Genomic DNA, 23,749 nt, shown 5'->3' with positions numbered 1-23,749 from the left:
GATGTTTGAACACATGGTTTGTTTTAAATTTAAGGAGTCTTTAGCTCCGTCGAAGGAACAGGAATTGATAGCGAAATTGCTGTCGTTCAAAGGCCAGATTCCGGGCATTGTTGAAATAACCGCAGGGGTGAATGAGACGGAAGAAACGGGGAATAGGCAGGGATACACGCTGGGATTGCGGGTGACTTTCCAAGATCGCGAGTCTTTACAGCAATATGGTCCCCATCCTCTTCATCAGGAATTTGTGCAGTCCCTCAAAGGTATTATTGATAATGTGATTGTGATTGATTACCCTATTAAATAGTATTGGCGGATTGTAGGAAGGGACTGGCAGCTTTTGCCGGTCCTTTTTGCTTTTGGGGGAACTCAATTGCAGGAAAAGACCAGTCACCTTAAGGGATTGGAAGACCGCGAGTTTACCCTTATTTCCCATAATAGAAATGAAGTAGCGCGCTAGAGAGTTGGGAAAAGTATTACCGCGGTAAATTAATTTTCAACTTAAGGAAGGTGTCTGCTAGTGCAACAATGGAAGGAAAATGACAAGCAAAGAACGAAAATCACTAGGTTTGCGGGGAAATATCTTGGTGTTGTGATACTGTCAGTCATGCTTCTCTTGTATGTGCCAAACCTGGCAGGGGCAGTAGGAAAACCTGCACATGGTCCTGACATATATGTTATTCAGGGAATGCTGAAGACACTGGGCAGCTATTCAGGTGAAATTAACGGATATTATGATGATGTGACCGTAAGGGGAGTTAAGTATTTTCAGAAAAAACACGGACTTCCCGTAACTGGCGCGGTCGATAATCGTACCCTCGAATCAATCACATATGCTTATATAAGGGCTAAAGGAGCGGGTCAAGGCGGAACTGGAGGCGGCCAGGGCGGAGGTCATGGTCATGGAGAAGGTAGAGGCTTTGGCGGAGACGGCAAAGGTCAAGGTGGAGCCGGAGGCGGACAAGGTGGCCAAGGCGGAGGTCAAGGCCAGGGTGAAGGTAAGGGCTTTGGTGGAGGCGGCAAAGGTCAAGGTGGTGGCCAAGTAGCACCGACGCCAGCACCGAACGGCAATGGCTTTAAAGTGCCGAATGGCAACGGAGGACAGACACCAATGCCAAATGGCAATGCAGCACCTACGCCAGCACCGAACGGCAATGGTTATAAAGCGCCAAATGGTAACGGAGGACAGGCACCAATGCCAAATGGCAATGGAGCGCCGGCACCGAACGGGAATGGCTTTAAAGCGCCGAATGGTAACGGCGGGCAGGCACCAGCACCAAATGGTAACGGTAGTGGGAACGGAAACGGCAATGGAAATGGAAATGGCACGAATGGCAATGGAAACGACAACGGGAACAATGGTAACGACAACGGGAACAATGGTAACGACAACGGTAGTCTGTCAGATGACGAAGACTAATAGGGGCAAAGTAGAGTAACTATCTGGAAAAGCCTGTTTCATTCTTATAGGATGAAATGGGCTTTTTTAGTTGTTTATCCCTGAGTCGTTTGACCATCCTCAAGTTTTGATTCCTGACGCTGCTTCCAGAATAAAACGGTCAGCATCCGCTCGACCCATTCTTTGTCTTCATCGGTTAAAAGAAAACCATCGAACATCAGCTCATTCTCGCGCAAAAATCTCCGTAAATTGACGGGGTTGCTCTGGAATTTCTCTGTGGAAGGTGATGATTCCAAGTATCCTGCCAGGTCCATAAGCTCAGAATACGACGTGTTGAGTCCTTCGGAAAGTTTCATCAATACTTCCGGTGACGGGATGCCGCGATTTCCGTTTTCCAACTGGGAGATGTATGCCGCAGAAACGCCAGAACGGTCAGCTAGTTCCCGCAGAGTAAAACCTTTTAACTTACGCAAATCTCGTAATTTATCATAGAAATACATATATTTTCACCCTCGCGATTTGAAAAGTAAACAGTAGTAAACATTTTAATAATATCATGTATACAAAAGTAAGTACACTGAGCGGCGGGTGGTAAATAGCCGAGAAGATTGTTGTTTAAAGTAAACATTTTTGGTTGCAATAGTTAAATTTTGTGATATAATAGGTACTAGGGGAACAAGATGAGAACAGAAGGAGAGCAGGGATATCTGGCAAAATAAAGATAGTTACCGGAAAATAAAGTGCGTTACTTGAAAATAAAGTTTGTTAGCAATCGTTAACTTTTGTAAACGAGTGTAGTTTTCGAGGCTAAAGTAGGTGTGAATAATGAGATTAGATACTAATCTACGTCTTAGCACATTTAGACTTTTTAATAGGTTTGAGCAACAACATGAATAATCAAATTTTCAAATGAGATTTTATTGTTTTTTTAGATATATGTAAAAGGGGAGGAGAGCAGAGATATGAGGATCATGGCTAAGACCGATTCGTTTGTGAAGGCTCGAATAATCAAAGGGTACTCCCAAAGGGAGCTGGCAAAACACTCGGGTTTAAGTCATTCCTATATCAGCTTGCTGGAGAGATCGTTGAAGTCGGTGGGACCTGCAACTGCTAAGAAATTAAGTGACTTATTGGAGAAGGATTTGGAAGATGTATTTCGGATTTATTAAAACTAGAAATAGTTCAAGACAACAGATTACAACCTCTCATTAGAAAAACCTAGATTTAATAGGACTAATGGGAGGTTTTTATTGTTTGAAACCGATAAGAGATCCAGGGATATTTTGAGCTAACGGGGAAACTGTAAGATAATAACCAGGTAGCATCTCGACACGCGGCTAAAATCTCTATAAAGGAAGATAAAACATGAAATTTCAGAACTCCGCGTAGAGTCAACAAATTCTATAACTTTATTTTCTTCAGACAGGTACTATATTATGTTAATACTATATTTAGCGAACTCTTCCCTTTATGATATCACTATCTGATTTTTGGCAAAATTCTCGGATAGGGTGATTAATATGAACCGTTTTGTGATAGGACTAGCCCCATCTTTATTAGTGGCACTTGGACTTCATGTTGGACACAGTGTAATACTTACGTTTGCGCTCTTTTACAGTTGGATAGGTATTATACCGTTTATGGACTACCTTGTATGTCGAAAAAATAGGCTGACCCGTGCGATTGGCGATTGGGGACTTACTGCATCCCTCCGTCAAATGATACTTGGACTTAGCTTGGGGCTCTTTTTTCTGATTACTCTCCTAATTGGTGCTTATTATTTGCAAGACATGTTGTTCGATATCGAGCGATTGAGATATTTGTTAGGAGAGTGGAATTTTTCCGGTGACCACTCCGTATTATTGCTACTCATATTGGTACTGCTCAATCCGATTTTAGAAGAAATCTATTGGCGCGGATACTTATATCACAGGATCGGACAAAACCTTGGTTCTGCGAAAAATTTGCTTCATGCTTCTTTTTGGTTTACCTCTTATCATCTGGTCGTCATAATCCCTGTATTCAGTTGGCCACTTAACGCTGTCGCTGTGGTTCCTATTTTTGCAGCAGGTGTACTATGGGGATGGATTCGTCATCGTACGGGATCGATACACATTCCGATTATAAGCCATATGTTTGCCGATCTTGGAATTGTGATCATATATATGCAATATGTACAGTAATATCTCTCGAGAAGCTCGACTGTCATACGCAAAAATCTTTCCATGAGGTACTCCACGTTCTAAAAAAGCCTGTGCATGCTCTCTACCTTGGACACATCCATACCAATGACTGGATTCATTTGATCACTCCCATAACATTTTCACTGGAAATCCCTAACCTTCTTGTCTTCCACACTATCGCATGTGATACGGGATCAACGTCCCAAACAGCCTAACCATGGTTGAACAAGTAGGGGGATGAACTGAATAGCTCTCGGGATCAAGTCCCACGGGCAGAAACGTTCGATCCTCGGCTACCGCTATCTTACGACCTTACAAAAAAGAGGTTGACCAGAAAGACCTGGTGACCTCATAATACGAACAGGCAGGATAGTTTAAGATCATTCAAAGTGAACCTTATCATAAATAACGGCAAGTAATCGCTCTAGCCGAATCACGACCTATGTGATTTGGTTTTTTTGCATAATAAAGTTGACTTAGTGTAAAGTTTTGTATACATTATGTTTAGTAGGATTGACATTTTTGAAGGCGGTGTCGTATATGACATATCAAGAAAAGAAGAGCATCGTATCGTTAATCAGTTCCATACTCATTTTTACAGCTTATTGCTTGTATAGGTACACGCAGTATCCTGAAGGGGTAATGGATTCAAAGGAAATCTTCCATTACTGGGGGTCCTTCGTCCTCGTTTTGACATTGGTCTCCATTGCAGCGCATATCGTGATTAGCATTATATTTAATATCTTCTTTCGAATGACGACAGGTGAAAAGGAACCTTCATTTTCGGATGAACTTGATAAGCTTATTGACTTGAAATCTTTCCGCAATTCTTTTTTCGTGTTTATTCTTGGTTTTCTTCTTGCCATGGGGTCCTTGAACTTCAATCAGCCCTCGAAGGTGATGTTCATCATCCTAATCTTCTCCGGATTCCTATCTGACGTAATCGGATCCCTAACGAGACTGTATCACTACAAAAAAGGAGTCTAAGATGGGTAAAATTCTTGTAAGCAATTATATCCGCAAATTACGCTTTGATCATAATGAAATGACCCAGCAGCAGCTGGCTGACAAGGTAGGTGTAACCAGACAGACAATCGTGGCCCTTGAAAAGGGGAATTACTCCCCGTCCCTGGAACTGGCTTTTCGTATTTCTCATGCCTTTAAATTACCGTTGGAAGAGGTATTCTTTTACGGAGAAAACTCAGAGGAGAGATGATCAAATGGATTTCTCAACGAAGACAGCATCAAAAGTTGTAGGTGTTCTGTTTATCCTTGCAGCCGTTACATCAATCATAGGAGGGCTTATCTTATATAGACCAATCCTAAATGATCCCGATTACCTGATTCAAGGTTCCGCGCACGCTAACGAGGTAGTGCTTGGTGCGGTTATGGAATTGATACTTGTCATTTCAGCGGTAGGCACTGCAACCACCATGTTTCCATTATTACGGAAATTTAATAAAACGATTGCTCTTTGGCATGTTTGTTTCCGGTTTTTGGAGGCCATTGTTATTACGGTAGGGGTCATAAGCGTACTGTCCCTGTTGGCCTTAAGCAGGGACTTTGTAGCAGCGGGGACCCCGGATATACCGTCCTATCAGGTTTCGGGTACGTTGCTAAAAGCCGTGCATGACTATACATTTTTACTTGGACCTAATTTTTTTCTAGGGATTAATACAGTGTTTTATAGTTATATCTTTTATAAATCAAAGCTTGTACCCAGGTTTATCCCCATATTAGGTTTAACAGGGTCAGCATTGATCTTTCTTGCAGCCTTATTAGAAATGTTCGGGGTCATTGAGCAAGTCTCTGCTTGGGGGGCGATCTTGGCGCTTCCGATATTCGCTAATGAAATGACCCTTGCGGTATGGCTCATCGCGAAAGGGTTTAATGAATCTGCAGTCCATTCAAGCAATCACTAGAATGGAATCAAGTAGGGGCAAGGATGAGAGCAATTGTATATGCCTAATACGGATCGCCCGATGTTCTTCAACTTGAGGAGGTAGAAAAACCTACGCTCTGACTACTATATAAAAAATTAAAAAACAAACTCGTAGAAAGGGCCGGTGTGCTTTTTAATTTCGAAAATTTTGCGGCCTGCGGAAATGGGATAAAGTTCTTGTCGTCCGACAGATAAAAATTTTTACGACGACGTTTGTGTATATTTGGGTGCGCGGGATGCGATATTTTAATTCTGAAAAAGGTTATCCTGCCAATTATAAAGAAGAACAACGCTATATTAATAAATATGTTAGAAATATAAATGCACCAATAAAATATTCGGAGTTGTAAAAAGCCTCACTTAAAAACGTGAGGCTTTTTTGCGCGCTTGATCCCATTCCCGACTGAATCATTCAAACGTTTTTTTTATGCTCTTATAAGAAACTTTAATTCAAACAAACATTAGCTCCCATTGGCTGTCATCGCTAAACTAACGGGCAGTAGAGCGTGGTATAGTATATGTTTGTTCAATACACAGCAATGGGAGGCTGCCGGCATGATCGGCAGCCTTTTGCTCATCTAACGGGTTTAATGGAGCAATAGTGGCTCAACTGTGATCGACCTTACTGCACAATTTATTATCTTATTGTCATTGACATGTTAGTTTACGACTATTGAAATATATTCATGTATATCAGAATATGGATAAAGGAAAATAAATACAGTGTCTATAGCTTAAGAAGGAGGCATACAGATGGGTTCAAGAATCATGCATTATTGTATTTCATCTTTATTAGCTGATAGGTTAGGTATTGAGAACAGGAATGAGTTTATGCTCGGAGGGATAGCACCTGATATACATGGGCTCATGGGTGTGGCAAAAGGAGTAACACATGTTAAAGATATTGATGCAAATGGAAAAAGTCGTATCAACTACTGTCGCTTTTATGATACGTACAAGGATACGATGAATAAACCCTTTTACCTTGGCTATTTATGTCACTTAATTTCGGATGTAGTTTGGCTGGAACTATATTTAAAAATCGTGGGATTCGCATCTCCTCAGCAATTAAAGGAGAAAGCACTAGTCGCTTATCGTGACTTTGAAAGACTAAACGGAAGAATAATAAAACAATATTCTCTGAAACTTCATCAGCATGTACTGCCTACCGTGAACATTGACGGGTATAACAGCGAATACTTACCTGCCATACTAGATTTGCTGAGAAAGGACTTTACAATTGATGAAGCCCTTATGAATGAAGCGCTGGAGCTGTTTAACAACAATAACTTTGAAATCATTGACTATATTAACAAGTCGGTGGAAGAGAGTATGGTGTTTTTGTCCAATATGCGATTAAACTCCCATGAAAATTAAATCAGGAGTATCAGAAAAAGGCCGCACTAAATAAGACGCAGTTCATTCATTTTCTGAAAGCGTCTGAAGGTGGGGGAGATAGAACTAGGTATTAGCTGCAATTGTTACGGTGTAACCTAAGTTCTCTAGTCTTCGAACGGCATACTTTACAATAGATTGTTGCTTCTGTTTGTCAAAGTAGTCTTCACCTAGATCTACATACATTTCTTTACGTGTTAAGAGATAAAATGCAATCCGTAACATCGCATGTGCCACATTTACAGCTGCTCGCTTTTTACCTTTTCGTGCAGCCGTACGTCTATACATCGCTCCAAGGAAGTTCTTGGATGCAGCAACGGAATGGGCCGCTTCTATTAAAGCAGATTTAAGATACTTGTTTCCGTTTGTGGTTTTGGCAGATTTCTTTTTTCCTGCACTTTCATTATGTCCAGGTACTAATCCAGCCCAAGAGCATAAATGCGCCGCACTAGGAAACTGTTTGTTAATATCCGTTCCGATTTCCGCCAGAATTTGTTCTGCCATTCGAGTAGCTATACCAGGGATTGAATCTAAACGTTCAACATCTTCTTGAAAAGATGCTATCCGGGCAGCAACTTCCTGATCGAGCACTTCAACTTGTTCATTTAAAAAATCAATGTGAGTTAAAATGGTTTTGATCATCAAACGTTGGTGAGGGTTTACATAGCCTTGAAGAGCTAGTTCGAGTTCGTTCTTTTTTTTGTTTCAAGGTTCGTCTAGCAAAGTTCGCTAGTTTTTCGGGATCATCTTAGCCCTCTGCAATTGCACGCAACATATCGCGAGAGGAGACACCCATAATATCAGAAACGACAGAGCCAAGTTTAATGTTTGCTCCTTCTAGTACCTTCTGAATGCGGTTGTGTTGTCTGGATCTCTCTTCAATGATGCTACGGCGGTACCGAACTAGCTCTCGGAGCTCGCGTTGATTTCGGTTTGGAATGAAGCTTGCTTTAAGTAGTCCATGGCGGAGAAGCTTGGCAATCCATTCCGAATCCTTGACATCTGTTTTACGTCCAGGTAATGCTTTCATATGCTGTGCATTCACCACTAAAAATTCAATTCCTTCAGCTTCAAGCAGGTTGACGATGGGCTTCCAAAATACGCCTGTGCTTTCCATAGCGACGTGAGAACATTCATGCTGTTTAATCCAGTCGATAAGTTGTAATAGATGCACCGTTTTCGTAGAAAACGTTTGAATCTCCTTTCCTTTAGACGTTAGAATACATGCTGTAATGTTATCCTTGTGAATATCCATACCGCATGCACGTTCAATGACGACTTCCACTTAAAAAACATCCTCTCTACGGCTAATTCGGATAAGAGGCTGGTGCAACAACCAGAGTAGGATTAATCTCCCATGAGTGCTTCCCGAAAGGGAGCGACAATCTGTGATGCACCGTGATCGCCCAAGTCAGACTAACGGTTGGGCTCTAAGGCACCATAGCTTATCGACCTTCCTCTCCCAGCCTTGGTAGCAGTATTGACAGATTCCTTAACCCATTTTAATCATCTGTGGTGCAGCGCTTGCGCTGCATGTGTGGCTAACTGGGAACGTTAGTTGAATACAGTCATAGCAGCACCCGGTCATGTCGATCGGCTACCGTTTCCACGGGTGCGTTAGTTTTTCACCGAAATGAAAATGGAGGATCACTTGATGAAACCAACCAGTCATGAAACTGCCATTCAATATTTGAAGACATCTTCTTTTTCCGAAAGAGATTTACGATTTAGAGAAGCAATCAATGATTTGAATTATCATTTTATAAAAACCAATGATGTTCAAGTTTTAAAAGATATTTATTTTAAACTAAAAGACATTACTTTAAGAAATATAATACTCGGGATTTTAATGCATAATGAAATTGGCCTAAAGCAATTTTTTTTAGATGTATATAAAAAAGAACGATACTTAGATATGAAGTTGAAAGCAATTCGTGGTCTAGCAAATTATACAACAGAAACTGAAATTGAGCAGATCATGGAAAACTTCTTAAAGCTGTTAATGAAAAGACCTGAGAATACACCTTACAACTATCAAGAATATGAATTTATACGTTCAGCCTGTGGACTTCCGTATTTAATAAAAAAATACGGATATTCCTGTTTTGAAAAGGCTCTTAGACAAGAGGAGAAACAGTATAATGAAATGCCCGAAGCATTCAAGGGGCATTATTCATTTGATGAAGATGGTAATCTCATAGTGCTAAGAAATCCAAATGAAGCAAAAGAAATGATGAATAACTTCTTTGCTTCAAAGAATAGTCGAAACTAAGACGCTGCTGCCGGCATCCAATGGCAGCAGCGTTACGCTATCTTTCAGATTAACTCAATAATCGCAATTGAATATATATGCATATTATCGTATATTAATACATATATAATTGGTAAGAGGTGGAATGATGACATATAAAATATTTGTCGATGGTCAAGAAGGAACAACTGGTTTAAAAATACATGATTATTTATCCGAGATTTCCAACATTGAAGTAATCACAATTGAGTCGGAAAAACGAAAAGATTACGAAACCCGTAGGGCTTTAATTAACGAAGCAGATGTCGTCTTCCTGTGCCTACCAGATGCTGCTTCAAGAGATTCTGTAGCTATGGTAAATAATAATAAAACCAAAATCATTGATGCAAGTACCGCTTTCAGGACCAATCCGGATTGGACTTATGGATTACCTGAATTACATAGAAGCCAAAGAACCAAAATCCAAAATTCATTTAGAGTAACTGTCCCAGGTTGTCATGCAACGGGGTTTATTTTAGCAATACACCCTTTGGTAGCGGAAGAAATAATTCCAAGGGATTACCCTATGTCTTTTTTTGCGCTTACGGGATATAGTGGTGGAGGTAAGAAACTAATATCAGAGTATCAGGATTCAAATAGTGAACAGCTCTTTGCGCCAAGACATTATGCACTTAACCTTAATCATAAGCATCTTCCAGAAATGCAACTATATTCTGGACTAAACACAGCACCACTTTTTACTCCAATTGTCGGAAATTATTATCAAGGTGATGCAATAAGTATTCCTCTAATTCCTAGAATTTTTAATAAAAAAGTTAATGCAAGTAATATTCAAGAAATGCTTGCTTCTTATTATAGAGATGATCGTTTTGTTCGAGTGGCTCCATTCGACTCTGAGGCTTATTTAGAAGATGGTTTCTTCAATCTCATGAAATGCAATAATACAAATTATTTAGATATATTTGTTTTTGGTCATAAAGACCAGATATTACTCGTATCGAGATTTGATAATTTAGGTAAAGGCGCTTCAGGTGCAGCCATTCAAAATATGAATATTATGCTTGGATTTGACGAAGAAACAGGACTAGTTTAAAAGAAGAGATAGAGCGAAGGGCTGTCGCATGGTAGCTTCACCAAAGTACGGAAAGCTTGGCTGCCAGGCAATAATGGGATTTCCGTAGAAAAGTAAAAGTAGCACTCTCGCCTTGAGAGCCCTAAAGAAAAAATGGAGTAGTCTGCATCCAGCAGTTACTCCATTTTTTATGATTAAATTCACCTTCCATTTAACAATGAATTGTTGCAATCCATTTTTTTCGAGATGAGGGGAGCATATGGTCGATATTTCTGAGCAATTTAATGTTTTTGATCGTGTCACAGATGCATTTTTTGCAGTACTTACATACATACACAACGAAGCCACTAAGCTTCTGTTCCGCGCGCAAACGGACCTAATCGGTAAAATCTATGGAATGAATTTCGAGAAGACTCGAACTTAACATTCTATGAACATTATTACAAAGGAATGAATGAACAAGTGTCGGTGGAATTTTCAATCGCACGGCGGGAATGTAGACATATCGAGTGTCGAAGGAGTGGGGACTATGGTTGATGTATACTTGCCGGTAGTTCCATCGGTTACAGCTTGAGGTTGGATTAAGGTCGCCAATTGGCTGTTTTTTGCAATATGCTAGAAAGAATAAACAAAATGGGCTGCTTGCCTTCACAAAGTGATTCGTCCATTTTTTTCCTAATCAAAGCACCTTTAGGAAAACATATCGCTAACAAATCTATCGGCTAGTTAGGTGTAGCGTATGTTTTCTCTCTTACTGGAGCGGACAGATTGAGGAGATTAGCCCCGGTGAAGTTTATGATAATTTGTTTTCTTTGTTTGATTTGAAAATTAGGCGGTTATAAAAAAGAAGGCGCGAACCATCCGCGCCTTCTTTAACATGTTTGATTAAGAAATCGGTTGAATCGGATTGCTTTTCAAGATGTCCTCTACCTCTTGGTAGCCTTCAGGGTAGGCGAAATTATAACGCGCCGGAAGCGCAAACACGTACTTGTCATTACGGGTTAGCTCGCTAGGTCCGATTGGAGCGGCGCCGATATGGAATTTGTCCTGCTGAAGCTCATTCCATTGATCAACGGTGAAGACGAGAATAGGGATATCCTGTCTCGGCTGTTCGGATGTCCACTCGGGATGGCGGATGTTAATCTTTGCGCCGCTTTCCAGCACTTTCTCAGCTTGTGAATCCGCTACGGAAAGACCTTCCCACTTGTCCGTTACAATGGTGTAGCCCTTCCAGCTGTCAGGCAGCGTGAAACGAAAACCGTATTGGGTATTCTCATACACGTTGGAATCGGCTTTCACTTGACCCGTTTGGCCATCTGCAGGAATCATCGGTTGGCTTTGTCCATTCCTTGGAACATCGCCGGTTGCATCCGGTGTCGTAGTCTGACCCGTAGCAGGGTGGATGTACTTAAGCGAGTTATAGATCATTTCTGCAGCTTGCGCGCGTGTAATATCCGCTTGCGGATGGAAATTGCCATCAGCGTCAAGCGATGTAATCCCTTTGTAAATAGCGGCTTGGATCGCTCCAAGAGCGTCAAGGGTAATGTCGTCCTTATCTTTGATCGCGATCGGCGGGAGCTTCATCATGTGCATAATATTATGGCCGTCCAAGGCAATAAGCAATTCTTTTGTAAACATTTCCTTCGTCCATTTTTGGTTCGGATCCAATTCAGCATCAAGCTTCAGGTCGTTATTCGCTGCAATAATTAAGCTTTGTGCATACCAGGCATCATTTTTGGCTTTCGCAAAATAGTCGGTTGCCTGAGGAGCTTTGAAAAAATTAATCGCGTTGAGGTTCAACCCAACCGCTTTGACGATCATTTGAATGCCTTGGGAGGCCGTTAGCGCTGCATCGGGTTGAAACAAATCGCTGCTGACTCCCGATACGAGACCTTGCGATTGTAGAGAAATAATTTTATCTTTGGCCGCAACCTGCTCCAAATCGGTGAACGTTGAGGTTGCTGCAAAGCTTTGACCTGCTAAGGATAAGGACAAAACGGCAGTTGCGGATAAGCTTAGAAGTTTTTTGCGGGATTTCAAGATCTATCACCTCGTTGAGTTTTTGCATTCAGTATCTCAAACGACGGGCCGAATGGAAATGTTGCAGGGTGCAGAGGGAGTTTGATCAATTTTTATCATCTGACGGACAGGCCCCTCTTTTATGGTAAAATAGGGATAGCTGTCAAAAGGAGGAATGCGTGGATGCAGAATATGAAGTTTTTTGACCCCGAAGCTATATTTGGACACATATATACCAATGCGCCGATTGGAATCGCTTTAATCTCTCTGGAACGAAAATGGCTGAATGTTAATAAGGCGGTTTGCCGGATTTTCGGCTATTCGGAAGAGGAATTCAGGAACTTTACATTAGATGATATCCGGCATCCCGATGATCGTAATAACGGCAGAGGCTTGCTTACTGAGCTATTGGATGGAGGCATTCCTTCATTTGAATTGGAGAATCGATACTTTAATAAAAACGGCCAGATCGTTTGGGCCTCTGTCCATGTTTCATTAGTTCGTAATGATCAGGATGGGAATCCCTTATATTTTATAGCTCATTTTATTGATGTGACCAAAAATAAGCTAGCTGAACTAAAGCTGCAGGAAAGTATTGAACGATATACGTCGTTAAAGAAATACAACCACGATGCGATCATTTCTTTTGGTTTGGACGGCATTATTATGAATGGCAATACGATGGTACAGCAAATGACCGGATATCTGATCGAAGAGCTAATCGGCAGTGGAATGTCTAAATTAATCGGCGAAAAAAATTCAATCAATTTGCTTTCGGCTTTAAACAATCATATAAACAATCATCAAGCAATCGAAAACGTTGAAAAAGATATCGCTTTTATTCAACATAAAAATGGTCATTCGGTTGAAGTGTTGGTAACGCTGGCTCCAATCATTATACAAACGCAAATTATGGGCTTTTACATCATAGCGAAAGACATGACGGAACAAAAAAAATTGATCATTGAGAAGGAAGCCGCTGAAAAAACGAATAAAGCGAAAAGTGATTTTTTAGCGATGATGAGTCATGAAATCCGTACACCGATGAACGGGGTTATTGGGATGACGGAAGTACTCTTAGAGACGAATTTGGATGAAGAGCAGATTGAATATGTGGAAATTATTAAAAAAAGTGGCGCCACTTTGCTCGCGATTATCAATGATATTCTGGATTTCTCTAAAATTGAATCCGGCAGGACGGAATTAGTGGAAGAACCGTTGAGTGTGAGCACTGTTTTATCAGAAACACTTTATATGGTCATGTCTAAAGCTCTTGAGAAAAATCTGGAGATCACAACATCGGTCTGTCCTGAAGTTCCTAACTTGGTTTATGGGGATACGACGAAGTTAAGACAAGTTCTGATGAATTTACTCAGCAATGCTATAAAGTTCACTCCTAAAGGGTCGGTTTCCATCAGCGTTGAAACGGTGTCGCAAACATCGAATCAGGTGCGCCTTCAATTTGCCGTTAAGGATACAGGGATCGGTGTACCGAAAGATCAGGTAGGCCATTTATTTGAACCTTTTTATCAAGTTGATCATTTTATGACTCGGAAAACAGAGGGGACAGGATTAGGATTAGCTATCTGTAAAAAGCTAGTTGGGCTCATGGACGGTGAAATCTGGCATGAGGATGCCATAGATCAACCCGGATCAACGTTCCTGTTCACAGCGAACTTCCGGGTCCAATTGAATCATTCCGACTCATCGCAATATGATATTTGGCGCGAGCAGGAAAACATCAGCGAAAATTCAGAAGAACAGTCTTTGAAAATCTTAATTGCCGAAGACAACGAAGTAAATCAACTGGTGTTAAAGAAAATGATAGAGAAACTCGGACACAAAACGACCCAGGTTCAAAACGGAAAAGAAGCTGTAGAAGCTGTCAAGCGATACCCGTATGATATCATTTTTATGGATATTCAAATGCCCTGGATGGATGGCTTGGCGGCCACGAAATTTATCAATGCACAGTTAAACGGTAAGAAAAAACCGTACATTGTCGCAGTGACAGCTCACGCAATTAAAGGCGATTGCGAGAAGTATGTATCCGAAGGTATGGATGCTTACATCAGCAAGCCCATCAGCATGGATGCGATATCAGCAATCATTGCAAGAGTTGAAAGGATGAACGCTCAGGTCACTTGATTTTACGAAGGGGAAGATGAAAGTGAATGCCAATCTATATGTAAGCATCGGTGTCAAACTTACAGTCGCTTTGATCGGTCTTTTAATCATGACCAGATTGCTGGGAAAAAAAGAGATCTCTCAATTGACCGCTTTTGATTTCGTTTCCTCTTTAATGCTCAGCGAATTGGTCGGCAATACGATTTATGATGCTGAAGTTCATCTTAGCCATCTGGTTTTCGCTCTGATGATCTGGACGCTTCTTGCGTTGGGGCTCGAAAAGTTTATCGCCCGATTCCCGAGACTGTCCCGTTATGCCGCGGGAACGCCCGATCTGATTATCCGGAGCGGTGTGGTCGATTTCAAGGCGATGAGACGTAACAATCTTGATTTCGCCCAGTTGGGCATGCTGCTTCGGGAAAATAATATTTTCTCGCTGCGCGAAGTCGCTTATGCCTTGTTCGAGACGAATGGCAGCATCAGTGTGCTGCGCCAGAAAGACCCGGAAGGGATCAGCGGCAATGCAAAAGACCAGCAGGGCAGCGTCAGCCTTCCCGCTTACATTATTGAAAACGGCAGCATCAATGAAGATACATTGCAGCGCTTAGGTCGAGACCGGGCCTGGGTGGACCAGCTTCTGCAGCTTAGCGGAATTTCGCGTCATGAGCATGTGCTTTTCGCGGAATGGTCGGATTCGAGCGGTCTGTATTTTCAGCTTAAGGAAGCAAAAAAAACCTAGTGATTTATTACTTGTCCCATCATCGGAGGCAAACCGTTGGAACGCTAACGGGTACACAAAATAGGTAAAATGTTACTGGGTGATCCGTCCACGCAACTTTTCAAATAGATTCGTACTTTATAAAGTCGGTACACTTTTCTTTATAAGAGGAGGATCTGTTAATGGGTTATACAGCTGGATGCAATGGTGGAGGGTATACTTCGGCAGCGATTATCCTTGTTCTATTCATCTTACTTGTTATTATTCTAACTTCAGTCAGTGTGTAAGGTCGTACACCTCCTCATCAACGAATGATTGTTATATAAGAAAGGAGGATGGGATCTATGGGTTATACAGCAGGCAGTACAAGTGCAGCCGCAGTTTTGGTTCTGTTCATTCTATTGGTTATTGTTACAATGACGTTTGTATGGTAATTAGATATGGAACGAAGTGAAGGAAACAGGGAGTGGACTGTTGCAGACAGTTGCTCCTTTTTTTGTTGATTTTTCATACACGATCGGCTGGGATGTGACACGGAGTATGCGTTGTTCTTCTTCATGAATTCGATATAAGGCTCCTGTAGAAAATGGACTTGTTAACCGTAAATACTTATAATAAGAAGCTATACAAATAATCCTATCATACTTGATGAAAGAGGGAGCTTTATGATACAAAAAGCGACTTTTGCCGGTGGCTGCTTCTGGTGCATGGTTAGTCCATTTGAAGAACAACCAGGGATTCACGGTATTATATCTGGTTACATGGGCGGTACAGTAGAGAATCCTACTTATGAACAAGTGAAGACTGGGCAAACCGGGCATTTGGAAGTTGTCGAAATTACGTTCGACCCGGCTATTTTTCCATATGAAAAATTGCTCGAGTTATACTGGCCCCAAATAGATCCTACCGATGATGAAGGACAGTACATTGACCGTGGGAGCCAGTATCGTACGGCTATTTTTTATCATAACGAAGAGCAGCGGAAGCTTGCCGTCAAATCGAAAGAGGAGCTTGCGCAAAGCGGACGTTTTGATAAGCCGATTGTAACGGAGATCAGGCCGGCTGTTGCCTTTTTCCCTGCTGAAGAATACCACCAGAATTATCACACTAAGAACCCTAAGGAATATAAAGAAGAACGAATTTCCTCGGGGCGCGACGCTTTTATGGACAAGCATTGGAAATAAGCGGATTGATAAGACCTCGTAATTCCGCTCAGGGAAGGAGAAGCTCGCCTTATCTGCAATTAGAGGACGGCAGTTCCCTTAAACAAAGATGTGGCGGAAAACGCTTGCACAAATCGGTCAACTAAAAGTAAAATATGGGAATAACTTTATGAAGTACTTATTGGGGGAAACCAAATGCGTATTCGTAATGACCGATTTCCTGGCGGGGTTCACAAAGCCCTGACCCTTAGTTATGATGATGGAAGAGTGCATGACCGTAGACTGGTGGGGAAGTTAAATGAATACGGGATCAAAGGAACCTTCCACTTGAACAGTGGTTTTTTGGGTAAAGAAGACTATATAACAGCGGGAGAAGTTGCCTCTCTTTTCACAGGACACGAGGTATCGGCGCATACAGTCGATCATCCATTTCTGGAGCAATCTCCGAATGAACAAATCGTCATGGAAATGATGGACGACCGCAGAGCTTTAGAGTCTCTGGTCGGCTATCCCGTTAAGGGAATGAGCTATCCGTTTGGAACACACAGTGAGCGTGTTGTTTCGATGCTGCCGAACCTCGGTGTTGAGTATGCGAGAACCGTAGCAAGTCATGGGAAATTTCATATTCCCGATGATTTTCTAAGGTGGCATCCTACTTGCCATCATAAGCAAATGTTGGAGTACGGCGAGCAGTTCGCCAAGCTTGAGCAAAGGCACACACGGATGGCGCTTCTCTATGTATGGGGCCATAGCTATGAATTTGAAAACGATAACAATTGGGATCTTGTCGACCGATTTGGCGAGATCGTAGGCGGGCACAACAATATTTGGTACGCGACGAACTCGGAGATTTATACCTATCTACATGCGGTGGAACAATTACGTTATTCGGTTGATCGCCATCTTGTACATAATCCCACAGCCACTTCCGTCTGGATCAGTGTGGAGGGGGACTCCGTCGAAATTCCAGCGGGACAAATTGTGAAGCTGATCTGAAGCCTATGTGCGATTCTTCCCATAATCAGGTATACTAAAGCCTGCAGATGAAAAAGGGGGGATACGATGTTCACGATCACGAGTTATACGGTTGAAGTAATCAAAGATCCGTTTGGTATTTTGAGCGGACAACGATACGAATTTCTTATAGATATCGAAGTTGAGGAAGATGATGAGTTATACTCCGAAAGCGGATTGTACATTCGTGCGATCTACAACGTTGACGAAGACAAATCAGGTCTATTGAAGTACGAGCTTTATGAGAAAACGACGCAAATCTATCTCGATTTTGATCTTGAGGATGATGAAGTCGCGGCGGTAGAAGCATTTTGCAAAGCGCATGTGCTTGAAGCGGACGACGAATAAAAAGAATGGAGGGCTGTCTTGGGGGTCATATGATGACCTCAGAGACAGCCTTTTGTTTTATTTCGGCTTAGACTGAGACTCTTTCAGAGCATCGTCCGCTTGTTTAGCTTGCAATAATTGTTCTTGTCCTTTATCTTGGATCGTCTTAAGCGCCTCGTCGGCTGATTTCTTCCCATCGATGACAGCTTGGATTTCTTGATTGGCAAGCAAAGTGAACGGTTGGTAGAAGCTGCTTGGGATTTTTTCGTAACCTGAAAAGTTCTTGTCAGGGTTTGGTTTGAGGAGATAAAATGCCTCAAGATTATGGCCATCCTTGTCCTTTGCGTAAGTAGTGCGCGTCATTAGGCTGCTCGACGATTTGGACATGACTCTAGCGAACTCATCGCTGTTGATATACTTAATGAATTCCCAGGCTGCCCGCGTATTGGGGGATTGGGCATTGATCCCGAAGACATTGGAAACGGAAACAGTGTTGGAAAAGTCCGGATTTTGCGGATCAACGGGAACGGTGACGATATCCCAATTGACAGGCTTTACGTCTTTCAGGACGTCTTTGGCCTGTTGCAGAGTTTGTATCATATAATTGCCGTCAATTGTCATTGCAACCTTGCCCATGGCGAACAAATTTTGTTTGAGATAATCCTCATACATGCGTGGTGCGTTAGAATCAGTCTGACTTTTGGGTGCGTACAATGCTCCGGATTTCAGAGAGTCGACGGTAAGTTGGAGAGCCTTCTTCCAAGCATCTGTCTGGATGGTCAGCTTCATCTGCTCAGGATCGATGAAAGACAGACCCAGCGTTGTGCCGATACTGTTCATATATTGATAGGCGACTCCTTCTCCCATATAAGAATAGGCGGAAAACCCGTAAATTCGCTGATCGCCCTGACCGCCGGTCGGGAATCGTTTGGCGAGATTCATCGCATCTTCCCAGCTCATCTTGTTCTTTGGAAACTCTATGCCATACTGCTCGAACAGATCCTTGTTATAGTAAAGAGCTTGACTGTAAAAGTCCGGTGAAAGTCCGTATAACTTGCCCTCGCCTTTGAGCCTGATCGCATCCAGTGTAGCTGGAAGGATATGCTCCACATCAAATTTATCCTGCTTGATGACATCGTCCAAAGCATACAGACGTCCTTGTTGTGCAAATTTTTCTAGTTGGTCACTGCCGTTCAGAAGAAGAACATCCGGTTTTTCTTCATCGATGAGGTGAATAAGCGCTTCCTGCGGATCTTTGCCTGCTCCATAAATGCCTTGATTCGAGATGACCTCTACGTCAATATTCGGATATTTGGCCATGAAAAGATTACCGTACTGTTGGTAAAAAGAAGTCTTATCATAATACAGTACTTTGATCGTAGCTTTCTCGTCTTTCCCCAACTTCTTGAGCGAGCCGGCTTCTCTTGAAGAGCCGCTAGCCTTCTCCGAAAAATTACACCCTGTCAGCGAGGCAGTTACTGCAATGGCAGCTAGTGTACACATCCAACGTTTCATAGATTCCCTCCACAATGTTTTTAATTCCATATATTGTAATAATCTATTAGATATCATACACATAACGGAATAAAATTACAAATTATGATAGAACTAGTAGAGTTGAAGAGTACAGAAACCCCCGCTGCGAACGTAAAAATTTTAATTTGAAAAATAAAAAAAGCTACCCTTTATCTACATAAAGAATAGCTTTTTTGCTTGTTCCAAGCCCGCTTGCTAAGCGTATTTGACAACCTTGTTTTTACCTGTTGTTTTGGCCCTATACATGGCTTCATCCGCTTGCTTGATAAGCTCTTCGGCGCTTACGCCGTTTTTGTATTTACTATACCCGATGCTGGCGGTAACAATGGTCTCTTTCTCAATCCGGCTGCGCACGCGTTCGGCGAAAGCATCCATTTTCACACTTGGATCCGTTACCATCACAACCATCTCTTCCCCGCCGTAACGGCCTGCAATGCCGCATTCCTCGGCTTCTTCCTTCATAATTTGAGCCACTTGCTTCAACACATCATCGCCCATCTGGTGCCCCTTGGTATCATTCAGTTTCTTGAAATTGTCAATATCACTGAACAAAATAGAGATAGGAAGATGCCTCCCGACATACTGCGAAACACGATTATAGAAAAATTTGCGGTTATACAGGCGAGTAAGCCCGTCCGTGATGGATGAATTATAGATGGCCTGCATCAACTCAACGACACGATCAAACAGCAGAATAAATAATAAGAAGTAAAAGACGATGGGCAAAAGATTACCCGCAAGGGTGAGCCAAATCTGTTCATTGCCATACATATAGACATTGATTAAATGACAGGTCTGGATCAGGAAAAAGACGGTAAGCGCCCATTGATACTTGGCTTGTTGACCAATATAAGGAGGTATCATGTAAAAGCATAGGAAGATTAGCACAAAAACATAAAGCTCCAGGGCAATGTCTTGCAGCAGCCGAACCTGCTGAGGCGTGCCGCTGTACATTTGAGGCACACTAAAATGAAGAATAGAGACAACGAATCCCATAATAATCAAACCATAAAAAAATATGTACTGTTTACGGTGCGTTCGGTTGTATAATTGATAAACTCCAAAATTCAAAAGGACGAAGGATACGATTTTCAGCATTAACAGAACGTACGCGGTCAAACTTGTATCCAGTGCCGTGAGCAAGACGTATATCTTAAGCAGGTAATGAATGCCTACGAAGATAACGGAGAAGGTCATCGACATGTAGCCTTTTTTACGGCGATCGAGAAACAAGCGTAGTGAAATGACAAACATTAGTGTCACAATGACCAATATAATAACATGCGATAATAAAGAAGCTAAATCACCGAACAAGAGATCAACAGCTTTCATGCGTTCCCCCAAAATCCCTATTTTTCGACAAGATGTGATTCTATTATAAAGGAAAATGGGAGAGAGGGATAGAATCGTTTCAAGCGGCTTAAAGTTGTTCTCTTTTCTATTCGGCGCGCACAAGTTACAATAAGAAGGTAAAGCTCAAGGCTTTGGGAGAGGGGCTCATGCAATGAACATCTTGCAAGCATTATTTTTCCCCCCGGAACAACCGGGTGGGGTGTCATCCATGGTTCCCTATATTTTGGACCGATTTAATAAAAAGGGATGGGAAATGGAACTATTTTCGCTGCCTAAACGCATTCGCAATAAAGGCACAGAGGAAGTGGAATTCGTCACTTTCGATTGGCGGAAGTATGCCGGTAACCCGATCGTTGATAAATACATTCAGACTTACAAGGATTATGTTTGGTGGACGAAGCTGCGAGTGACCAAGAAGTATGACATTATTCATGCGCATCACCCGATTGCAGCAATGGCGATGAAGCAGATTTACCCGGAAACGCCGGTGATTCTGACCATTCACTCCAGCTTCGAGAGAGAGCTTGTATTGAACGGACGCATTAAAGAGAATGGCGTGGAACATCAGTTTCTCACTCAAATTTATGAGGAGCTTGAAACAAAGGTCGATCAGATTATTACGGTGTCCAATTCGTTCAAACAATATATCTCAGAGTATGTGCAGGATAGCGAACGGATTGGCGTGATCCCGAACGGTTTTGATGAGAAACGTTTCCGCCCGATTTCCCATGAAAATGCAGTGACACAATTCATTACGGTGTGCCGTCTTGTACCTGCCAAGGGGCTGGATACCTTGCTGATTGCATGCGGAGAACTGAAAAAGCGTGGCCATCCTTTTGTTTTGCATATTATCGGGGATGGACCTAGCCGGGAAGAGCTGGAGAAGCTGGCGATTCAGCATAATATTTATGAGGATACGATTTTTTATGGCTATATGCTGCATCCGGAAGAATTCATGCCGTTTTTTGACGTCTTCGTCTTGCCGTCTCGCGCGGAAGCATTCGGTTCTGTATTTGCGGAAGCGGCGTTATGCTGGCTCGCTCTGATTGGGACCGATGTCGGGGGGATTGCAGAGCAAATTGAACATGGACACAACGGTTTGCTGGTGCCTGTCGGAGATGCAATGGCATTAAGCCACGCTTTGGAGAAGGTGGTCATTGATCCAACGTTCCGATACAATCTGGCGCGTACCGCGTGGGAAAAAGCGAAGAAAACTTATTCATTGAACCGTGTTCTTCGCCAACTGAAAAGTGTTTATGAGAGCTATCACATAGTGGAACAGCATCCTACAGCAGAAAAGAAAGAGGATCAGAACGAAAATAGCTAAAGCAGGAAGGCGTTAGAGACATGAAACGACTGCGGTTTATGCATGCCGCCGACTTGCATCTGGATTCCCCGTTCAAAGGCATGTCGGCGCTGCCTGAACGCGTTCGTGAGCGCATGCGAGAATCGACGTTCGGTGCGCTCAAGGAACTCGTGGCGGCAGCTGTTCAAGAGCAGGTAGATTTTGTACTTATCAGCGGGGATGTCTACGATTTATCGGATCGTTCCCTTCGCGCACAAATTCGCTTTCAGAAAGCGTTGGAGCAGTTGGCTGCGCAAGGAATCCCTACTTATATTATTCATGGAAATCATGATCCGGAGGATGGACGCGCCGCAAAGCTGGTTTGGCCGGCAGACGTCCATTTTTTTGCGTGCGATCAAGTCGAAACGCTGACGGTAACGAAACCGGATCGCGGCGTCATCGCCCAGATCCATGGGATTTCTTATCGCAGTGCGGCGGTTATGGAGAACTTGGCGCTGCAGTTTAAGCCAGGCCTCGAAGATGCGGCTCAAATTGCGCTTTTACATACGAATGTCGACGGTGACCCGGCTCATGATAACTACGCGCCATGCAGCAAACAAGATTTGCTGAAAGCGGGTATGCACTATTGGGCTTTGGGCCACGTACATACAAGAAATGTGCTTCATGAGCAGCCGGCAATTGTGTATCCGGGGAACCTGCAGGGGCGAAATATCCGGGAAACAGGACCGCGCGGCTGTTATATCGTTGACATGTCGGACAATGGACGAGCGGATCTTTCTTTTCGTGCACTGGATCAGGTGCGCTGGTTCCAGATGCGGCTGTCTGTTGCCGGCGTTCAGACGGAACAGGAATTGAAGGACAAGATTGGGGACCAACTTGAACGGGCCAGGTTTGAAGCAGACGGACGCGATGCTGTCGTCCGTATCGTTTTGGAAGGGCGAAGCGCAGTCTCCAGTATGCTCCGCAAAGGGCGGATGCTCCAGGAACTGATCGCTGAGCTGCGCTCGGACGAAGCGGAGCGCAGCCGCTTCGTCTGGATCGAATCGATCGAGGACCGAACGGCTAGTAGGCTCGATCTGGAGGCTCTGCAGCAGGAGAAGAGCTTTCTTGGCGACCTCCTGCGGATTTCGGCAGCGCTGCGCGCGGACGACGCTGCGCTGCAAGCGTTCGCGGGCGAAGCCCTCGCCGCGCTGCAAAATCTGCCGCAGGCAGCCGGCGATCCGGCTGCGGCGGATCCCGAGCGGCTGCGCGAATGGCTGCGCGCCGCAGAAGAATTGGCCGCGGATCTACTGTCCGCGGAAGGGGGGTGGCCTGGATGAAGATCGTATCCATCCAGGTAGATGGCTTCGGCAGCCTGCGGCAGCGGCAGCTCGACACAGACAGCCCGCTGGCGCTGTTCTACGGCGCCAACGAAGCGGGCAAGAGCACGCTCATGGGCTTCGTCCGCGCGGTGCTGTTCGGCTTTCCGACCCGGCAGAACCGGTCGGAACGCTACGAGCCGCTGGGCGGCGGCGCCCATGGCGGCGCTTTGACCCTGCAGGATGAGCAGGGGCAGCTCATTCGCGTCGAGCGCTACGACGCGCCCGCTGCAGGCGGCAAACGTGCCTCTGCGGGGCACGTCAAGGTTACCCTCGGTGATGGCACCACCGGGGGCGAAGATCTGCTGAACACGCTGCTGGGCGGCCTATCGGCCGACCTCTTCCGCAGCTTGTTCGCTTTTGGTTTAACCGAGCTGCAGGAGCTTCGCACCTTGCAGACGGACGAGCTCAGCGGCTATTTGTATAGCGCTGGGCTTGGTGTAAGCGGCTCGGCGATTATGGAAGCCGAGCGCAAGCTGACGGCGCAGGCCGACGGCCTGTACAGACCCCGCGGGCGCAATCAGGAGATGAACCGTCTCCTGAAGGAGCTGGAGAGTCTGGAGCAGTCGCTGCGCCGCAGCCGTGACTT

General features: G+C 43.6%; 24 protein-coding genes and 1 pseudogene. 20 read left to right on the top strand and 5 right to left on the bottom strand.

All coding sequences use genetic code 11. The features are described 5' to 3' along the window. Nucleotide 1: 1 nt before the first annotated feature. Both PCH02S_RS15310 and PCH02S_RS15305 read left to right on the top strand, forming a co-directional pair. On the top strand, nt 2-304 hold the full coding sequence (locus PCH02S_RS15310; protein WP_127454707.1) for a Dabb family protein: 303 nt from the start codon (nt 2-4) through the stop codon (nt 302-304). Between the two features lie 213 nt (nt 305-517). Then, a complete protein-coding gene (locus PCH02S_RS15305) occupies nt 518-1,417 on the top strand; it encodes a peptidoglycan-binding domain-containing protein (RefSeq protein WP_246069096.1) in 900 nt (299 codons plus the stop codon). A 74-nt stretch (nt 1,418-1,491) separates the two neighbouring features. Here the strand turns inward: PCH02S_RS15305 and PCH02S_RS15300 are convergent, their stop codons facing one another. Then, entirely contained in the window at nt 1,492-1,896 is a 405-nt protein-coding gene (locus tag PCH02S_RS15300; protein ID WP_127454445.1) for a helix-turn-helix transcriptional regulator, read from the bottom strand. Nucleotides 1,897-2,358: 462 nt separating this feature from the next. Between PCH02S_RS15300 and PCH02S_RS15295 the strand changes: the two genes are divergently transcribed. The 6 genes from PCH02S_RS15295 to PCH02S_RS15270 all read left to right on the top strand — a co-directional run bounded on the left by PCH02S_RS15295 (nt 2,359) and on the right by PCH02S_RS15270 (nt 6,898). After that, nucleotides 2,359-2,565, top strand: a complete 207-nt coding sequence (locus PCH02S_RS15295; protein WP_127454443.1) for a helix-turn-helix domain-containing protein — start codon at nt 2,359-2,361, stop codon at nt 2,563-2,565. Nucleotides 2,566-2,916: 351 nt separating this feature from the next. Next, nucleotides 2,917-3,579 carry a CPBP family intramembrane glutamic endopeptidase gene (locus PCH02S_RS15290; protein WP_127454441.1) on the top strand — a complete coding sequence of 221 codons (663 nt, stop codon included), beginning with the start codon at nt 2,917-2,919 and terminating at the stop codon, nt 3,577-3,579. 540 nt (nt 3,580-4,119) lie between these two features. After that, on the top strand, nt 4,120-4,566 hold the full coding sequence (locus PCH02S_RS15285) for a hypothetical protein (protein ID WP_127454439.1): 447 nt from the start codon (nt 4,120-4,122) through the stop codon (nt 4,564-4,566). 1 nt (nt 4,567) lies between these two features. Then, complete coding sequence (locus PCH02S_RS15280) at nt 4,568-4,795, top strand: helix-turn-helix transcriptional regulator (RefSeq protein ID WP_127454437.1); 228 nt, start codon at nt 4,568-4,570, stop codon at nt 4,793-4,795. Nucleotides 4,796-4,799: 4 nt separating this feature from the next. Beyond that, nucleotides 4,800-5,501, top strand: a complete 702-nt coding sequence (locus tag PCH02S_RS15275) for a DUF4386 domain-containing protein (protein ID WP_127454435.1) — start codon at nt 4,800-4,802, stop codon at nt 5,499-5,501. Between the two features lie 773 nt (nt 5,502-6,274). Then, complete coding sequence (locus PCH02S_RS15270) at nt 6,275-6,898, top strand: zinc dependent phospholipase C family protein (protein WP_127454433.1); 624 nt, start codon at nt 6,275-6,277, stop codon at nt 6,896-6,898. Between the two features lie 84 nt (nt 6,899-6,982). Here PCH02S_RS15270 and PCH02S_RS15265 read toward each other — a convergent pair. Continuing rightward, nucleotides 6,983-8,201: pseudogene (locus tag PCH02S_RS15265) on the bottom strand (IS110 family RNA-guided transposase). A 369-nt stretch (nt 8,202-8,570) separates the two neighbouring features. Between PCH02S_RS15265 and PCH02S_RS36410 the strand changes: the two are divergent. Further along, nucleotides 8,571-9,188: a hypothetical protein gene (locus PCH02S_RS36410; protein WP_246069095.1), complete on the top strand. Its 618-nt coding sequence runs from the start codon at nt 8,571-8,573 to the stop codon at nt 9,186-9,188. Nucleotides 9,189-9,312: 124 nt separating this feature from the next. Further along, nucleotides 9,313-10,260, top strand: coding sequence for an N-acetyl-gamma-glutamyl-phosphate reductase (gene argC, locus PCH02S_RS15255; RefSeq protein ID WP_246069094.1), 948 nt, complete (start codon nt 9,313-9,315; stop codon nt 10,258-10,260). 864 nt (nt 10,261-11,124) lie between these two features. On the opposite strand, the gene PCH02S_RS36200 is transcribed toward argC, so the two are convergent. Next, complete coding sequence (locus PCH02S_RS36200; RefSeq protein WP_218033155.1) at nt 11,125-12,279, bottom strand: S-layer homology domain-containing protein; 1,155 nt, start codon at nt 12,277-12,279, stop codon at nt 11,125-11,127. Between the two features lie 162 nt (nt 12,280-12,441). On the opposite strand from PCH02S_RS36200, the gene PCH02S_RS15245 reads away from it, so the two are divergent. From PCH02S_RS15245 to PCH02S_RS15215, 7 genes are all read left to right on the top strand, one after another. Then, nucleotides 12,442-14,406: a PAS domain S-box protein gene (locus tag PCH02S_RS15245; RefSeq protein ID WP_127454431.1), complete on the top strand. Its 1,965-nt coding sequence runs from the start codon at nt 12,442-12,444 to the stop codon at nt 14,404-14,406. A gap of 22 nt (nt 14,407-14,428) precedes the next feature. Further along, nucleotides 14,429-15,124 carry a DUF421 domain-containing protein gene (locus PCH02S_RS15240; RefSeq protein ID WP_246069093.1) on the top strand — a complete coding sequence of 232 codons (696 nt, stop codon included), beginning with the start codon at nt 14,429-14,431 and terminating at the stop codon, nt 15,122-15,124. Nucleotides 15,125-15,285: 161 nt separating this feature from the next. Continuing rightward, complete coding sequence (locus tag PCH02S_RS15235; RefSeq protein WP_127454428.1) at nt 15,286-15,390, top strand: YjcZ family sporulation protein; 105 nt, start codon at nt 15,286-15,288, stop codon at nt 15,388-15,390. A 57-nt stretch (nt 15,391-15,447) separates the two neighbouring features. Continuing rightward, a complete protein-coding gene (locus PCH02S_RS15230) occupies nt 15,448-15,537 on the top strand; it encodes a YjcZ family sporulation protein (RefSeq protein ID WP_307719936.1) in 90 nt (29 codons plus the stop codon). A gap of 231 nt (nt 15,538-15,768) precedes the next feature. After that, the gene (gene msrA, locus PCH02S_RS15225; protein ID WP_174806783.1) at nt 15,769-16,287 is read left to right on the top strand and encodes a peptide-methionine (S)-S-oxide reductase MsrA; all 519 of its coding nucleotides are present in this window, start codon (nt 15,769-15,771) and stop codon (nt 16,285-16,287) included. A 174-nt stretch (nt 16,288-16,461) separates the two neighbouring features. Then, the gene (locus tag PCH02S_RS15220) at nt 16,462-17,262 is read left to right on the top strand and encodes a polysaccharide deacetylase family protein (RefSeq protein ID WP_127454424.1); all 801 of its coding nucleotides are present in this window, start codon (nt 16,462-16,464) and stop codon (nt 17,260-17,262) included. A 66-nt stretch (nt 17,263-17,328) separates the two neighbouring features. After that, entirely contained in the window at nt 17,329-17,628 is a 300-nt protein-coding gene (locus PCH02S_RS15215) for a DUF6509 family protein (protein WP_127454422.1), read from the top strand. A gap of 57 nt (nt 17,629-17,685) precedes the next feature. Here the strand turns inward: PCH02S_RS15215 and PCH02S_RS15210 are convergent, their stop codons facing one another. Together PCH02S_RS15210 and PCH02S_RS15205 are read right to left on the bottom strand one after the other, a co-directional pair. Further along, complete coding sequence (locus PCH02S_RS15210) at nt 17,686-19,122, bottom strand: ABC transporter substrate-binding protein (RefSeq protein WP_127454421.1); 1,437 nt, start codon at nt 19,120-19,122, stop codon at nt 17,686-17,688. A gap of 216 nt (nt 19,123-19,338) precedes the next feature. After that, on the bottom strand, nt 19,339-20,475 hold the full coding sequence (locus PCH02S_RS15205) for a GGDEF domain-containing protein (RefSeq protein ID WP_127454419.1): 1,137 nt from the start codon (nt 20,473-20,475) through the stop codon (nt 19,339-19,341). Between the two features lie 172 nt (nt 20,476-20,647). On the opposite strand from PCH02S_RS15205, the gene PCH02S_RS15200 reads away from it, so the two are divergent. The 3 genes from PCH02S_RS15200 to PCH02S_RS15190 form a co-directional block, all read left to right on the top strand. Continuing rightward, nucleotides 20,648-21,823 carry a glycosyltransferase family 4 protein gene (locus tag PCH02S_RS15200; RefSeq protein WP_127454417.1) on the top strand — a complete coding sequence of 392 codons (1,176 nt, stop codon included), beginning with the start codon at nt 20,648-20,650 and terminating at the stop codon, nt 21,821-21,823. 20 nt (nt 21,824-21,843) lie between these two features. Then, nucleotides 21,844-23,121: a metallophosphoesterase family protein gene (locus PCH02S_RS15195; protein ID WP_127454415.1), complete on the top strand. Its 1,278-nt coding sequence runs from the start codon at nt 21,844-21,846 to the stop codon at nt 23,119-23,121. Next, the coding region (locus PCH02S_RS15190) for an AAA family ATPase (protein ID WP_164819579.1) at nt 23,118-23,749 on the top strand (632 nt) is incomplete at its 3' end. The genes PCH02S_RS15195 and PCH02S_RS15190, both read left to right, overlap by 4 nt.

This window comes from Paenibacillus chondroitinus NBRC 15376 (genome assembly GCF_004000765.1).
Taxonomy (GTDB): domain Bacteria; phylum Bacillota; class Bacilli; order Paenibacillales; family NBRC-103111; genus Paenibacillus_E; species Paenibacillus_E chondroitinus.
This window is presented reverse-complemented; position numbering and strand designations above follow the sequence as displayed.